Genomic DNA, 15942 nt, shown 5'->3' on the forward strand with positions numbered 1-15942 from the left:
GCCCCTCAACATGCGGCGACTGAATAGCACCTGCGCATCACAGAACGACTGGCGAGCCGGGTCAAGGGGTTGACGGGACTCTTCTGTGTTCTGTTATTAACATCCACGGCCACGGCGCCGTCCCGCCCGTGCGATCCGCGCCCGGCGGGAACGCGCTTTTGAAAGCAGACGCATGGATTCTTCGTCCCCCACACCGCAGCACGCCGAGACCCGGCTGGTCACCTCCGGTCGCGACACCAAGGCGCAGAAGGGGTTCGTCAATCCGCCGGTGTTCCACGGCTCGACCGTGCTCTATCCGACCGCCGAGGACCTGCACGCCCATCGCGGCGAGTTCACCTATGGCCGCCACGGCAGCCCGACGACCCGGGCGTTCCAGGAGACGTTGATGGCCCTGGAGGGCCCGGACTGCGCCGGCATCGGCATCGTGCCATCCGGCCTGTCGGCGATCTCGACCACACTGCTCTCGGTGCTGAAGGCCGGCGACCACATCCTGGTCGTCGACAACGTCTACCGACCCTCCCGCAATTTCTGCAACGGCATGCTCGCGCGCTACGGCGTCGAGACCACCTATTTCGATCCGCTGATCGGCGCCGGCATCGACAAGCTGTTCAAAGCCAACACGCGCGCCGTGCTGGTCGAGGCGCCCGGCTCGCAATCCTTCGAGATGCCGGACATTCGCGCCATCGCCGAGGTTGCGCATGCCAAGGGCGCACTCGTCATCGACGACAACACCTGGGCAACCCCGCTCTATCACCGCTCGCTCGAACAGGGCGTCGACATCAGCATGCAGGCGGCCACCAAATATATCGGCGGCCATTCCGACATCATGTTCGGCACCATCTCGGCCAACGCCAAGACGTGGCCCCAGATTTCCGAAGGCATCCGCCTGCTCGGCGTCTGCGCCGGCCCTGACGACGTCTTCCTCGCCCTGCGTGGCCTGCGCACGCTGTCGGTGCGTCTCGCGCAGCATCATCGCTCGGGTCTTGAGATGGCGCGCTGGCTCGCGGACCGGCCGGAGGTTGCGCGCGTGCTGCATCCCGGTCTCGAGACCGATCCGGGTCATACGATCTGGAAGCGCGACTTCACCGGCGCCTCCGGCCTGTTCAGCATCGTGCTGAAGCCGGCACCGCAGACAGCGGTCGACACCATGCTCAACACGCTCAAGCTGTTCGGCATGGGATTCTCCTGGGGCGGCTTCGAGAGCCTGGCAATTCCGTTCGATTGCGACGCCTATCGCACCGCGACCAAGTGGGCGCCGGGCGGCCCGACTCTCCGTCTGCATATCGGGCTCGAGAGCACCGAGGATCTCAAGGCGGATCTCGATCGCGGCTTCGCTGCCCTCAAGGCGGCGATGTGAGCAAGGCCGCCGGATTCGGCCTTACATCGCGCTAAATGCAGGTAGATTGAATTCCAGCACCGTGATGGTGTCGCGATTGGCGATGGCGAAGCGGCCACTCGTGGGGTCGAACGCCATGGGGGGTGGCATCGCGTCGTCGCTGAGGCCCCACATGATGCTTCCATCCTGACGGCCAGAGGACAATTCGGTCCAGGCATGGAGGACTTTGCCGGTCGAAAGCTCAATCAGCTTTGGATGCCGGTAGAGCGACAGAACGTGGCCTTTCCCGACCGGGAACATCGTGCCGGGCGGCTCGCCCATCTTGAAGGCCTGCAGGCACGTTCGGCTGACGACGTTGTAGACGGCGAGCCCGCAAGGGTGAAGACGCGGTTCTATGTCTTCCTCGATGCTATCCTGTTCAGGTTCGGCCGAAGCCGCCACGGCAAGATGGTCATCATCGAGCCAACAGGCCGAACTCTCCTCGGCCAAACCCGGATTGAACGATGCGCCGAGTCCATGGCTGTCATCGAGGTGCCGCGGGTCCGCGAGCGCTTGCGCGACGTCGTAACACGTCACGAGACTTAAGGGATGCCATAGCCACCCGGCGCTCAGCAGACGCTTTCCGCGGGGGCTTGCTCTCAACTGCGAATGGAAAAAATCAGTCGGCTTGCGATCCGCCGATGCGGTGAGCGAACGACCGGTTTCGGCTTCCTCAAATTCGAGGCGGCAGTAGTCTCCGGGACAGTGCGCGAGCAAGGGGCGCCCGTCCGGGCCATTGAACAGCACGACGGGAAATTCGTAGGCATCCGCGTGGTCGTAGCTGCGGTCGAGTTCACGAACAACCCGACCATCCCGAAGCAGAAGCCCCTTCGTGCCGAGCCTCTCGTAAATCACGGCAAAGCGGCCGTCAGGCGACGCCGTGGCGGCATCGAACCGGTATCCGTAGCTCACATTCGAGCGCTGCTCCTCGCCGGCGATCGTGAATGCGCGCCCGCCCCCGACCCAGTCTACGAGGTCATCGCCGCGCCAGCACAGCGAGCGTACGTCGGGCGCAGTAAAGTGGGATTGCCTGAAGAGGGTCATTGAGCATCGCAAACTGCTGGCCAGCCTGCATCATAAAGTCAATCGCGGGCGTGCGATACCCCGCCGCCTCACCGCTCCAGCGTCTTCGACGTACGGCCGCGGTTCTTGACGATCAGCATGATGTTGCGGACATAGATGATCGTCGCCAGCGCCTGCCCCAGGATGATGACGGGTTCGCGCTTCACGACGCCGTAGACCAGCGTCATCAGGCCGCCGCCCATCGAGCAGAACCAGAACGCCATCGGCACCACGCTGTTGCCGGCCCGCTCGCTCGCGATCCACTGCACCAGGAAGCGTGCCGTGAAGAACAATTGCGCGACGAGGCCGAAGGCGAGCCAGAAATCGAACTTGGCAACGAAGACGTCGTAGAGATAGTTGCTCAGTGCCTGGCCGTATTGGATGATCATGCCTTCACCTCGGTCACCTCTGGCGTCGGCTTCTTGCGGCGGATCAACCACCACACGCCGGCGAGATCCATGATCCCGATCCACAGCCGGTCGAAGAACCCGTAATTGGACACGCCGGAATGGCGTGGCCGGTCGATCACGTCGACATAGGCGATGTCGAAACCTTCACGGCGCATCAGCGCCGGCAGGAAACGATGCAGCCCGTCGAAATAAGGCATCATCAGGAAGACCTCGCGCCGGAACGCCTTCAGCCCGCAGCCGGTGTCGCGCGTGCCGTCCTTCAGGATTGCGTTGCGGATCTTGTTTGCGGCCCGCGACTGGAATTTCTTGAAGCCGGTGTCTTTGCGCCCGACGCGCTGTCCCGCAGCCAGCCCGACATTTGCGCCCTTCTCGACGGCCGCGATCAGGTCCGGCAGAAAGGCGGGATTGTTCTGGCCATCGCCATCGAGCGTCGCCACGATCGCCCCGCGGGCGGCGCGCACGCCGCTGCGCACCGCCGCCGACTGGCCGCCCGATTTGGCGTGACGCAACTGCCGCAGATTGTCCCGCTGCGTCATGATCTCCGCGAGCCGCTCGCCGGTCGCGTCGGTCGAACCATCGTTGACATAGATGATCTCATAGGCCCAGCGCCCATCGAGCGCGGCCGTAATCTCCTCAATCAGGGGCGCAATGTTGCCGGCTTCGTTGCGCACGGGGACAACGATGGAAACCGATGGCTGGGACGACGACAAATCGAGGACTCGTGGTTGGATGGCCTGCGCCCTGGGGAACCAGCGGCCCCGGCAGGCAGCCGCTTTTATGGGGCGGACGGGCCGCGGGCAACCCTTTTGAAGCGTCCGGGAGCCGGGCCTGGAAGGGGCACGATGGTGCCGTCGGCGCGGATGGCAAAGGCAAGCCTGCGCGCCGCAAACCAGTAGCGAACCGCCATGGCGCCGACCATGCCTACCAGGGCGCCGGCAGTGACGTCGCTCGGGTGGTGCGCCAGCAGCACCAGGCGCGTCAGCAGGATCACGATGGCGTAAGTGAACATGAACACGCGCAGGCGCGGCCAAAGCGCCGAGACCGCAAAGGCAAGAGCGAACGCCGTCACCGCATGCCCCGATGGCAGGCTGGCATAAGCCCCGGTGCCTTCGAACGGCATGAAGTTGAACGGATCCGCCTTGCCGCCGACGAACGGCCGCCCGCGACCGACGAGATATTTCAGGATCTCGGCGACGAACACCGACAAGGCAACGGACAGAAACAGATATTGCAGCCTCGTGCCAAAGCCGAGCAGCAGCGTGCGGCGGGTGCCGTGCATCCCGGCAGCAATGAGCGCCACGATGATCAGGGCTGCGCCCAGGACCCAGAGCACATTCTCGTCCTTGCCGAAATCGGTGAGAATGCGGATCGGCCAGAGCGCCGGCGTGCCGCGCGCCGGCATCAGCTGGATCTCGCTCCGATCGAACGCGAGCATCAGCACGATGACCAGGGCCGCGCCGGCCGCGCTCAGCCACAGCGAATGCCGCGCCAGCTTCCGCGCCGCCGCAGCGCGACGCGAATGCGAGGGAGCGCGCACGAGTTGCGCCAGAGCATGACCCGCGACCGTGAGCAGCTGCAGGGGGTAGCTCGCACGCGGCGCGATGGTGGGCGCGACAGACATGCTATTCGGTATCCTCGGAGCGGAAGATGGAGATCGAGATCGCGCGCCCTTGCGAGAAATTATAGCCGTCGATCCGCGCGCCGACCTTGTAGCGCAGCCCGATCGCCTCGGCACGCTGCACGAAGCTGCGCTCCGAGCGCTGCTCGATCAGCGCAAACCGGCAGCTGCCCTGCCTGAGGAAGTCGGCGGCGCCGGACCCGTCGGTCAGAAGAGTCTGCGTTCCCGTCAGGAAGACCAGGCTCGGCTCGTGATAGCCGGCCGACACCGCTTTCGGTCCGACACAGCTGACGTTGCGCAACGCGCGTGCGACCTCGATGCTCGGAAATAGCGGCGTCAACGACGGCAGCACGATGCCATAGACCACGACCGCCAGCATCAGCGCGGCGACCAGCGCGTTGAGCACCGAGCGCTCGGCGCGGTTGTTGTCGTAAAGCCACCAGGCGAACAGGCCGAAGATCAGCGAGGCCGCGATGAACGGCCAGGCGACGAAGGCCGGCTGCCGCGTCAGCATGACGGCGCCGACCACCGCGATGATCGAGCCGGCGGCCGGAATCGCGAACCACCAGGCCGAGCCGCGTGCAAGCCAGGAGCGCGACAGCACACGCCGCTCCAGCGCGCCAACCGTGAGGATCGCGATCGCGGGATAGAGCGGCAGCACGTAGTGCGGCAGCTTGGTCAGCACCGCCTCGAACACGATCCAGGACGGGATCAGCCAGGCCAGCAGGAATTGCGCGCCGGGTTCGCGCCGCGCCCGCCACACCGCAGGCGCCGCCATGGCCGCAAGCGGCGCGCCCGGCCAGAAAGTGATCCAGAACAGCGCCAGATAAAGTCCGGGCGGCGCGCCGTGCGACTCCTGCGCGCCGATCTTGCTGAGCATGTCGCCGCCGACGGAATCCGCAAAGAAGGCGTCGCCGGCGCGCCAGAAGATGGCGACGAACCAGGGCAGCACCAGCACCAGCATCCACATCAGGCCCCAGACGGGACGCAAGCGCCACAGCCAAGAGGAATCGCGGTCCTGGATCGCGAGCGCGACGATGGTGAGCCCGGCGAACATCAGGATCAGCGGGCCCTTGATCAGGATGCCGGCCGCGAGCGCGGTCCAGAAGATCGCGGGCCAGCTCCAGGGCGGGTGGGTCTCGTCCTCGGCACGCTGCCAGGACAGATAGGCGCGCGACATCGCGCCCATGGCGGCGACGACACAGAACAACAGCATGGCGTCGGTCTTGGCGAGACGCGCCTCGACCCCGAGCAGCACGGAGGCGGACATCAGCAGCGCGGCAAGAACCGCGGCGCGGCGTGTCACGAAGCCCAGCGCCGTCCAATAGGTCATCAGCACCGCACCGATCGCGCCGATCAGCGACGGCAACCGGTAGACCCAGATCCGCAACTCGGCCTTCGGCAGCTTCAATGCCGTCGCGACCTCGACCGCGGCGGATTGCAACCAGTAGATGCCGACCGGCTTCTTGTAGCGGACGTCTTCCTGGAAGCGGATATCGACGTAGTCCCCGCTCTCGACCATCTGCTTGGTGGCCTGTGCAAACCGCGCCTCGTCGCGGTCAACGGGCGGGATGGTGAAGAATCCGGGCAGGAACAGCAGCAGCGCGCACACCACCAAGAAACCCACGGCGCGGGCGTGGCTGGCGGTGACGAAGTCGAGCACCACCACGAGCCGGCTGCCCGGATTTACGGGCGTTTTCGGCTCTCGGGGCGCTCCAAAACGGGGGGTTGGGTAGGTCTCGGCCATTGGTTCCGCTTACGCTGAAACCGCCATCGCCACAACCGCTTAAGCCGCCGTCATTGAATTCGAATGACGACTGTGTCCGCGGCGCCAGTGGCGTCGATCACGGTCAGCCTTGCAAAGCCCGGGCCGGGTGGATCGATCAGCCGCTGCCGCCGCCCGTCGATCTCGCCGCGTGCGGTTCCGTTGACCATGACAGTCATCGGCAATACCCCGCCGGCGACCTTGACGGGCATCGCGGCGGCCTTCGTGCCGCCCGAACGATCGACGTCGATCCGCGAGCCGTTGAGCGGGAACTGGATGTGAAGGGCCTGCTCGCCGCCGGTCCGCACCAGCTCCCCGACTGGGCGGAACCGCTTCAGCGGCAACGGCAACTTCGCGTTGCTGGCGACCAGGGTTCCCTTCGGCGGTTTGGGCAGCGGAGCCAGCGTCTTGCCGGTACGCGCGAAAGCATCGAACAGAATGGGCGCGGCAGCCACCCGGCCGATCAGGCCGGGAACCGGCGCGCCATCGGGCCGGCCGACCCAGACACCGATGGTCATCCGGCCGTCAAACCCGACCGACCAGGCATCGCGATAGCCGTAGGAGGTGCCGGTCTTGAAGGCGATGCGGTTGTGAGCGGCGTTCTCCGGCGGCGGGGTTCCCAGCAGCACGTTGCCCACCTGCCAGGCCGCGACCGGATCCAACAGCCGGAGCGGCTCGCGATCATCCTTGGCGGCGATGATCTCGCGCAACGGCTTGGTGGTGCCGAGCCGGGCGAAGCCTGCATAGAGCTGCGCGAGATCCTGCAACGTCACGCCGACGCCGCCGAGGCCCATCGCAAGGCCTGGAGCCTCGTCCTTGGGCAGAACCAGATTGCCGCCGGCCTGCCGCAACCGCGAGGCCAGCCGGCTCGCGCCGACGCGGTCGAGCAGCACAATCGCCGGCACGTTCAGCGAGAGCTGCAGCGCCTTCTTCACCGGCACCGTGCCCTGGAACGTCATGTCGAAATTCTCCGGCGCATAGGAGCCGAAGCGCACCGGACGATCGTCGATCAGACTATCGGGATGAACGAAGCCGTCCTCGAAGGCGAGGCCGTAGATGAAGGGCTTCAGCGTCGAGCCCGGCGAGCGGATGGCGCGGGTCATGTCGACCTGCCCTGCCCGGCTCTCGTCGAAATAATCCGCCGAGCCGACGCGTGCGAGCACATCGCCGCTGTCATTGTCGACCACGATGATGCCGACCGAGATGTTCGGCCCGAGCGCAATGGCGCGGTCGCGCGCCAGCGGCTCCAGCACCTTCTGGAGATTGGAATCCAGCGTCAGCTTGATAACAGGCGTATCCCTGACGGTCGACAGCGCACTGTCGGACGCATGCGGCGCCAGGATCGGCATCGGCTTGCGGAGCTTTGGCACGGGCACGGCCTTGGCCTGCCTCGCCTCGTCGATGCTGACCACGTGCTCCTCGACCATCCGCTCGAGCACGCGGTCGCGGGCGATGCGGGCCGCTTCCGGAAAGCGGTCGAGCCGGCGCGTCTCCGGCGATTGCGGCAGCGCGACCAGCAGCGCGGCCTCGGCCAGCGACAGCCGCTTCGGCTCCTTGCCGAGATAGGCGATCGATGCGGCACGGATGCCTTCGAGGTTGCCGCCATAGGGCGCAAGCGCGAGGTAAAGGTCGAGGATCTCGTCCTTGCTCAAGCTGCGCTCCAATTCGATCGCGCGCACGATCTGGTGCAGTTTTGCATAAAGCGAGCGCTGCCGCCGCGGCTCCATCAGCCGCGCCAGCTGCATCGAGATGGTCGAGCCGCCCGACACGATGTGGCCACGCGTGGCGAGCTGCAACGCCGCCCGTCCCAGCGCCAGCGGATCGATGCCGTCATGTGCATAGAAGCGCTGGTCCTCATAGGCGAACAGCAGCTTCAGGTAGGTCGGATCGACGTTGGCTCTTGTATCGACCGGCAGACGCCAGCGTCCGTCGGACATGGCATAGGCGCGCAGCAGTTTGCCGTTGCGATCGACGATGGTGGTGGAGACGCGGCGCGCCTCGTCGAGCGGAAGCGGGCCGAGCGAGTAAACCCAGGCGACGAAGCCGATGATGGCGAGGATGAATACCATCGCGGCGACGGAGAGGATGCGCATATTCGCGCGCCCTGCTCCGCTGTCGTGGCTCCGAGATGGTTCGTAAGCCTCGCTCATCGCACTCACTTCGCCGCCCGCACCTCGACAGTACCCGTGCCCGTGCGGCCGTAGCGCGAGGGATTGTACATGTCCTCGACATAGGCCTGCGGCAGCACGTATTTGCCGGGCGAGACCACGCGCACGACATAGGCGACGGTAAACACCGCCTTGGAGTCCGCGGCACGATCGACGGCCGCCGTGAAGCGGTCATCGCGGAACTCGGTGTTCGCAGGCTCCGCGCCGTCCTCGATCCAGTCGAGTGTTCCGCTGTCGCCCGATGAGACCAGCTTTGGATTGTCGATCTCCAGGCCTGCCGGCAGATAGTCGGACACCATGATGTGGCCGTACTCGGGCTTGGCTTCCGTCACCTTCAACACCACGGCGAAGCGATCGTTCTGCTTGACCTTGCTGATGTCGGCGGGCTTGCCGTCGAGTGTGAAGTAATTGCGCTCGATCTTGAAGCCGTTCGACGCGGCAGGCTCCGGCGTCACCGGCGAGCCCGACACCGAGATCACCGCCTGCACCGGCGCATCGCCGGTATTGGTGATCTTCAGCGGTTTGCCGCTTAGCGTATCGGCCTTGTAGCTGCGGTAGAGCGCGGTCTTGACCGGCTGGCCGTCGACCTCGATCGCGAGGTTTTCCTTGGCCAGCGCCCGCGCCGCCAGCACCAGCCACGCATTTTCCTGCGTCGAGGTGTACGGCGTCAGCCCGCGCGCGACTTCCACCCGCGAGACCGCCTGCGTCAGCGTCGCCTTCGGCGCATTGCCTTCGCTGGCGAGCGAGACCAGCGCTGCGGCATCGCGGAGTTGCGAGCCGTAGTCGCTCCGACCGAACTCCAGCACCGGCTTTGGCGCAAGGCTGTCGAGCGCTGCGCCATAGACGCGTTCGGAGCGGTTGCGGTCGCCGACCAGAGCGAGCGCCGCCGCGAGCTGAGACTTCGCGATCGGCGTCGCCAGATTGTTCAGCTTGGTGTCGGCGAGATAGCGGAGGTCGCCGATCGGGGCTGCGCCATTACGCGCGAGCACGTAGAGGCCGTAGGCGAGATCGCGGCCGCCGTCTTTCTCCGGCTCGTTGCCGTTGACGACCGAGTTGCGGATGCGATCGAGCGCGTTCTTGAACAGGATATCAGGCACCACGAAGCCCTTTTCACGGGCGCGGGTGAGAAAGTCCGTCACGTAGGCGTCGAGCCAGGCATCGTCGCCGCCCGCCGCCCACAGGCCGAACGAGCCGTTGGAGCCCTGACGGGCCAAAAGCCGCTCGATCGCGTCGCGGATGCGCTGGTCGACCTCGGCGTCCATGGCCAGATGCGCACCGGCCGCGAGGTCGTTGACGTAGAGCAGCGGCATCGCGCGGCTCGTGATCTGCTCCGAACAGCCATAGGGATAGCGATCGAGCGCCTTGAGGATCGTGGCCGCATCGAGCGCCGTCGACAGGCTCGCCGAGACCGAGACGCCGCCGGTGCCCGGCACGAGGTCGGAGAACATGTCCGAGGTCAGCGTCAGGCTCTCGCCTTTCGCCAGCGTCCGGATCGAGCGCCGCGCCAGCACCTGCGTTGCCGCCTTGACGTCGAGCGCATAATGGCGCGCGAGGGTCAGGCCATTCGGTCCCTTGATGCCGACATCCAGCGTCGCCTGCCCCGCCGCGGTCGCATCCAGCGCGAGCGAGAGCGAGTTGCGCTGCTTGGCGGCGAGCTTGACCGTGGTGGCGGGATTGCCCGACATCTTCACCGGGCCGCCCGTCTTCACGCTGATGACGTAGTCGCCGGCCTGGCCCTCGACATTGTCAATCTCGAGATTGACCGTGCCGTGGTCGCCATTGAGCAGAAAGCGCGGCAGGGTGGTGGTCAGCACCACGGGGTCGCGGATCACGACGTCGGTATTGGCGCGGCCGAGCTTCGTGGCGGTCCACGCCACCGCCATCACGCGCGCGGTGCCGGCGAACTCCGGAATGTCGAAGCTGACGTCCGCGCTGCCATCGGCGCCGACGGTGACGATGCCAGAATAAAGCGCGAGCGGCTTCTGCGCGGGCGGCGAGCCCTGAAGCTCGGCAGCGCCTGCATCGCCACCGGACTTGATCTGGCCGCGCGTGCCCGACATGCCGTCGATCAGCTGCCCATAGAGATCGCGGATCTCCGCGCTGAGCTGGCGCTGGCCGAGATAGTAATCATCCGGCGCCGGCGGCTTGTAATTGGTGAGGTTGAGGATGCCGACGTCGACTGCGGCGACGACCACCTTGGCGTCCTCGCCCGGATTGAGGCCGTCGAGCTTGACCGGGATCTTCAGCATCGCGTTGGGCCGAACCAGCGCCGGCGGCGTCAGCTTGACAGCAAGCGTGCGGGCCTGCTTGTCGATCCCGAACCATTTCAGGCCGATCGCCCGACCCGGCATGCGCTGTGCCGCCGCATCGAGCGGACGGCGCAGCGTCGCCACCACATAGGCGCCGGTGCCCCAGTCCTTGCCGACCGGAATCTTCACCTGCGCGGTGCCCTCCTTGACGTCGATGGTCTGCGTCGTCAGCAGGCGGTCGCCGACTACATTCACGGTGAGCTTGCCGGCAGTGCGGACATTGACCGACACCGTCATGGTGTCGCCGGACGCGTATTGCGGCTTGTCGATCGAGGTCTCCAGCAGGTCAGGCGTATCGGCGCTGCCGTCGGAATACCAGCCGACGTCGAACTGCACCGAGGTCACCGGGCCGTCGGCGTCGTTCGACTTCACCTCGAGGCGGTAGCGGCCGGGTTGCGGAGCGAGCGAAATCCGCGACGGCTTGTCAGCGGCAATGGTGACATCGCCATCGGCGACGCGCGAGGTCGATTTGACCGGCTCGTACTCCCAATAATTGTTCTGGCGATACCACTGGTAACGCGATTCCATCTTCAGCAGCTCGTAGCGCAGCCCGTCGCGGGCCAGGGACTTGCCCTCGGGCGAGACGAACACGATGTCGAACTCGGCCTTGTCGCCCTCCGCGACGTTCTTGTCGCCGAACAGCGGCTTGATGCCGATCAGCGCGGTCGCGGGCGCGACCGGCAGCACGAGCTTGCGCTCGACGGCGCGGCCGCCGGTCTCGACCATGCGCACGAAGATCTGCGCCTCCTGCGGGCGCGTCGAGGCCGGCTGCTTCTCCAGCGTCACCGGGAAGGTGGCGACGCCGTTGGCGTCGGCTTCCGGCAAGTTCTCCAGCGGCGTGCGCTCGTTCGAGGTGGTTTGTTCATCATCGACGCCGAACTGATAGCCCGCATAGCCCGGCCGCTCGGCCGCCGGCGCGATCAGCATGTCGCCTTCGAGGCTGAGGCCCGAGGCCGGCGCGCCATAGAGGAAATGGCCGTCCGCCTTGAGCTCCACAGGAACGTTAGCTTTGATCAGCTTGTCCTTGGCAGACAATTCGAATTCGATCCGATCAGGGACGTAATCCTCGACCATGAAGGTGGTCTCGCCGACCGAGGATCCCTTCGGATCGGTGAAGGCGCGGACCCGCCAGGTTCCGGTGGGAACGGCCGAGTTGAGCGGCACGGCGAGCGTCCGCCCGCCGGCGCCCTGGTCGGCAAGCTGGGCACGGCGGAATTCGACGCCATCAGGGCGCTCGATCACCAGGGTCAGCGGCCCGCCATTGACGGCATTGCCCTGCCCGTCGCGCAAAAGCGCAGTGAGATAGACGGTCTCGCTGGAGCGATAGACGCCGCGCTCGGCATAGACGAAGGCATCGGCACCTGACGGCACCGCGCGGCCCGCGACGCCGCGGTCGCTGAGGTCGAAGGCGGAGGTCTTGAGGCTGAGGAAGGCATAGTCGGCCTTCTCGCCGGTGACCGTCAGCATCGCCGGCGACAGGCCGCCCTCGCCGCGCGCGAGGCCCGCCTCGAACAGCACGTGGCCGGCATCATCGGTCTTGCGCGTCGCCAAAATCTCGTTGTTGCGGGCGATGAGCCGCACCTCGGCTTTGCCGACCGGGTCGGTCGAGGCCAGCGAATTGACGAAAACATGGATACCGTCATTGCCGGAATAGGCCGTAACGCCGAGATCGGAGACGATGAACCACTGTGTCGCAAGCTGGTATTCATCGTCGCTGCCCGGCCCCTTGGCCGCGGCGGTCATCACGTAGACGCCGGGCTGGAGCTCACCCAGCGCCTGGTCGACCGGAAATGCGGTGATGACGTCCTGGTTCAGCGTCATCGCGGTCGCGAGCTCGCCGGACCAGACCTTGACGCCGCGCTCGTCGCCGAGGTCGGAGAGCTGGTATTTCGACAGCGTCTTCTGGAAGTCGCTGTCGACCACCGTGTTGATCAGATTGCGATCGCCGATCCTGTAAACGCTGACGTTCACCGCGGGCGTGTTGACGCTGACGACGGGAATGCCGCGCTGGCCGGTGCGCGGCAGCACATAGGCACGGCTGGTGAAGCGCACGAACGGCTTGCGGTCGCGCACATAGATGTTGAACTCGGCCGATTTCGGCAGGCCCTCCTTCACGGTCGATGGCAGGCCGGCACGTAAGTTGATGTTGTAGCGCTCGCCGTGCTTCAGACCGTCGACACAGAGCTGCTTGCCCTCGGCCGACAATGCCGGCTTGTCCTGGCCGGCCAGCGCCAGGAATGGCGCGAAGTCGGTGCGCTTGGCGAGCTCTTCCGAGAACTGGAAGCAGGCGCGCGGGCTCGCCGAGTCCGAGTCCACGGTATAATCGAGCAGCCGGAAGCCATGCTCGTCGCGCAGCTTCTCGTAGGCGCCGCGAACGTCGGCGACTTCGCGCGCCTCGAGCGACAGCCGCAGCGCATCCAGCGCCGGCCGCCACAGCTTGCGTTCGGCGAGCGACTTGCCGAGCACGGCGAGCGCATCCGCCTCCTCGCCTTGATTGCCGGCGCGCAGGTAAGCGATGTACGCGGCGGTGGAGGCACGCTCCAGCAGGAAGGTCTGCTCGCTCGAGCTCTTTGGCGTGATCTGGAAGATGACCTTTGCAAGGCGCAGCCAGTTGCCGGCGTCCTCAGGCGTGGTCGCGGCGATCTGGCCGAGGACCGACAGCCCGGTGCGGTAATCAAAGCGTTTGAAGGCGGCGTCGGCGTCCGTCCTCAGCGTCGCATTGGTCTTGGCGACAGGCCCGGCCTCGCTCTTGATCTGCGCCTCGAGCTTGATCGCGGAATCCGCGAGATCATCGCGTTTGAATGCCTTGTCAGCGGCATGCACGGCGCTCAGGCCAAACGCCAGCGTGGCGCAGAGGATGACGGCGCGAACCAGACCGATCATGAAGGGACTCCCGGAAATCGCGGACGAACGCCGCGGCGGCGATAAAATGCGCGGAAAGTTGACAGACTCAAGGCGATGGAACCAGAGGTGCAAAACGTCGCATTCGCCATGGCAGGCCACGCCCAGAGGAGACCGATCGAGATACCGCCGCGCACGCCGTCCTGTGGCGCAGGCAATACCGGACCAATCGACCGGCGACCGTGTCCCGGAAGCTGATCAGCGTTGCCGGCGACGTGAGCCGTCGTCCAGTCCGCTGCCGCTCAACCCGGCACCCTGACACTTCACCGTTCCGTTTTGTCGCGGCATCGAGGAAAACGGTTCGGTTCAGGCTTGGCGAGACGCCGGATTTTTCATATTGGCATGCTATATGAACAGCCGGCCCCGAAGCCGGGCTGGCCCAGGACGGTCCCGTAGCTCAACTGGATAGAGCATCAGATTTCTACTCTGAGGGTTGCAGGTTCGATTCCTGCCGGGATCGCCAGACCTCAGTCTTGTCTACCTGCGCCTGCGTTCATGATTAACGCGCCACACGTTTCTCCATTGCCGATCCGTCCTTCACGAACGCGTGCGTCGCAGCATTCCGGGCTTTGAACCGGACGGATGCGCCCTATCTATGCGCGGCGGGCGAGCTAGGCCCGAGAAGGATTGTCGATGCCGCGCGCCGAACTGAAGAGAATGGGAATCGCCTTTGCGGTAGCGACCGCGGCGGTGTCATTCCTTGCACTTGATGCGATCGTTGACGTCAACTCCAGCGCAATCACAAAGCGGATCGAGACGGCACAGTCCTCCATTGTGCAGTCCTCCATTGTGCAGTCCTCCATTGTGCAGTCCTCCATTGTAAAGGTCGCCATGAGCCAGCATGAGCTTGCCTCAGCCGTTCAGGCGTGGGCGCGCCGGGGCCATCAGAAGCAGCCTTCGGCGATCGAGTGACGCCGGCCGCGCGCTAGACCGGCGGCCAAAATCACCGTCCTGCCGGTACGGCGATCAGAGCCGGCCCTGATTCGATGCCCACCAATGGGCGATCGCCACCGCAAGATCATTCCACAGCTCCGTCGGCAAATCCGGGACCGCGATCCGCACGCTGTACCGATCGCTGGTTGCGTCATGAAACCATTCGGTCGCGGCGAAGTCGAAACCGAAGCTGCCGGCGTGACGAATGGGATATCCCTGCCGGCTCAGATCGCGGCTCAAGGCCTCGGCGGCTTGCCGTGCGCCGGCCTCATCGAGCGGGCGACCGGTCCGGAGCGTAACATAGAGCCCGTGGACGAAGTGGAGTTCGGATGCGAGCGACGCAAGCTCGCGCGTAAACAGCCGGGCGGCCTGGCGGCCATTGCGCAGGATGGCTGCAACGCGCTTGTTGGTTAGCGCCCAATAGGCTTCGCTACCGACATAGGGCGGAAAGTGGGCCGGCAGCGCTGCGCCGCCCAGCAGCCGGACCGCGTCGCGCGTTTCCGCGGCAAGACGCTCGATCATCGCGCCGCCTGCCCCGGCGCCCTGCCCGCTCCCGCCGACAAAGACGGCAGAGCCGAGCCTGCCGTATTCGGCGCCGAGCGAATCCAGCTTGTTATGGCTTCGCACCATCACGACCGGGAGCTTGTATCGCCGTGCCCAGCGCAGGACGCGCCGGATGCGCCCCGACCGGCCGGCAAAGCATGTTGTGTCGAACATCAGAAGGTCGAGCGCTGAACCCTCGCAACGCAGGACCGACTCGAACCTTTGACCGGATACACAGGAATCCAGCAGCAGAATCTGCGGCGCGCCGCCTCGGGCTAATGCCTTAGATGGCGGCTCCTTCAAGGTGACGAGGCGCAAGTGCGGGACGAGACGCTCGATCAGCTCCAGGGTCTCGCCATAGGAGCCCGGCAGCGCCAGAATGTCAGCCTTCGCGAGCACCGGCCCGGACGCCAGCAGGAAAGCAGAGATCGCGGCCATGCCGGAGGCGGTATAGATCGTCTCGCTAATGCAGCTGTGCTCGAGTTCATAGAAGGAGGGGCCGCTGACGCGCAGATCCGCGCGCTGATAATCGTAACTGAATGCGAAGGGACCGCTCGAGGGACAGGCCGATGTCGACCACGCCGTCTCCGTTGCCTTCCAGTCCTGCAATTCGTGCTCTGCGCGGAGCGCTGCAGCGAGCTCGAACTTTGCCCTGATGGCCTCATCGACCGATCGGGGACGAGGCAGGCGCTGCGGACTCCGCAGGCAGTCGTTCAGCAGTTCGATTTCCCTGTGCTTGCGTTCCAGATAGGACTCGATGGTCTCCATGCAACTCTTGCCGCGGCGTTCGAAAAAGCTCGTCGTCCCTCAACGTCCGGGATGCGCCGCAGGTCCAAAACGTTAGCTCGCATGCCCCTT

Annotated in this window: 10 protein-coding genes and 1 tRNA gene; 3 read left to right on the forward strand and 8 right to left on the reverse strand. The window is 65.7% G+C overall.

What is annotated here, in order from left to right; translation table 11 throughout:
* Window positions 1-172: 172 nt before the first annotated feature.
* Window positions 173-1357, forward strand: a complete 1185-nt coding sequence (metC, locus tag G8O24_RS23275; protein WP_188103384.1) for a cystathionine beta-lyase — start codon at window positions 173-175, stop codon at window positions 1355-1357.
* Between the two features lie 21 nt (window positions 1358-1378).
* Here the strand turns inward: metC and G8O24_RS23280 are convergent, their stop codons facing one another.
* The 7 genes from G8O24_RS23280 to G8O24_RS23310 form a co-directional block, all read right to left on the reverse strand.
* Window positions 1379-2419, reverse strand: coding sequence for a hypothetical protein (locus G8O24_RS23280; protein WP_188103386.1), 1041 nt, complete (start codon window positions 2417-2419; stop codon window positions 1379-1381).
* 68 nt (window positions 2420-2487) lie between these two features.
* On the reverse strand, window positions 2488-2826 hold the full coding sequence (locus G8O24_RS23285) for a lipid-A-disaccharide synthase N-terminal domain-containing protein (protein ID WP_188103388.1): 339 nt from the start codon (window positions 2824-2826) through the stop codon (window positions 2488-2490).
* The gene (locus G8O24_RS23290) at window positions 2823-3557 is read right to left on the reverse strand and encodes a glycosyltransferase family 2 protein (RefSeq protein WP_188103390.1); all 735 of its coding nucleotides are present in this window, start codon (window positions 3555-3557) and stop codon (window positions 2823-2825) included. Before G8O24_RS23290 ends, G8O24_RS23285 begins: the two co-directional genes overlap by 4 nt.
* Window positions 3558-3622: 65 nt before the next feature.
* Window positions 3623-4468: a phosphatase PAP2 family protein gene (locus G8O24_RS23295; RefSeq protein ID WP_188103392.1), complete on the reverse strand. Its 846-nt coding sequence runs from the start codon at window positions 4466-4468 to the stop codon at window positions 3623-3625.
* A 1-nt stretch (window position 4469) separates the two neighbouring features.
* Window positions 4470-6212, reverse strand: coding sequence for an ArnT family glycosyltransferase (locus G8O24_RS23300; protein WP_188103394.1), 1743 nt, complete (start codon window positions 6210-6212; stop codon window positions 4470-4472).
* Between the two features lie 50 nt (window positions 6213-6262).
* On the reverse strand, window positions 6263-8323 hold the full coding sequence (gene pbpC, locus G8O24_RS23305; protein ID WP_188103395.1) for a penicillin-binding protein 1C: 2061 nt from the start codon (window positions 8321-8323) through the stop codon (window positions 6263-6265).
* Window positions 8324-8385: 62 nt separating this feature from the next.
* Window positions 8386-13590, reverse strand: coding sequence for an alpha-2-macroglobulin family protein (locus G8O24_RS23310; RefSeq protein WP_188103397.1), 5205 nt, complete (start codon window positions 13588-13590; stop codon window positions 8386-8388).
* Window positions 13591-13994: 404 nt separating this feature from the next.
* On the opposite strand from G8O24_RS23310, the gene G8O24_RS23315 reads away from it, so the two are divergent.
* Together G8O24_RS23315 and G8O24_RS23320 are read left to right on the forward strand one after the other, a co-directional pair.
* Window positions 13995-14071 (forward strand) — tRNA-Arg (locus G8O24_RS23315).
* A 170-nt stretch (window positions 14072-14241) separates the two neighbouring features.
* Window positions 14242-14520, forward strand: a complete 279-nt coding sequence (locus G8O24_RS23320) for a hypothetical protein (RefSeq protein ID WP_188103399.1) — start codon at window positions 14242-14244, stop codon at window positions 14518-14520.
* A gap of 54 nt (window positions 14521-14574) precedes the next feature.
* On the opposite strand, the gene G8O24_RS23325 is transcribed toward G8O24_RS23320, so the two are convergent.
* Window positions 14575-15852, reverse strand: coding sequence for a hypothetical protein (locus tag G8O24_RS23325; protein ID WP_188103402.1), 1278 nt, complete (start codon window positions 15850-15852; stop codon window positions 14575-14577).
* Window positions 15853-15942 lie beyond the last annotated feature (90 nt).

The sequence above is a fragment of the Bradyrhizobium campsiandrae genome (assembly GCF_014529705.1).
Lineage (GTDB): Bacteria > Pseudomonadota > Alphaproteobacteria > Rhizobiales > Xanthobacteraceae > Bradyrhizobium > Bradyrhizobium campsiandrae.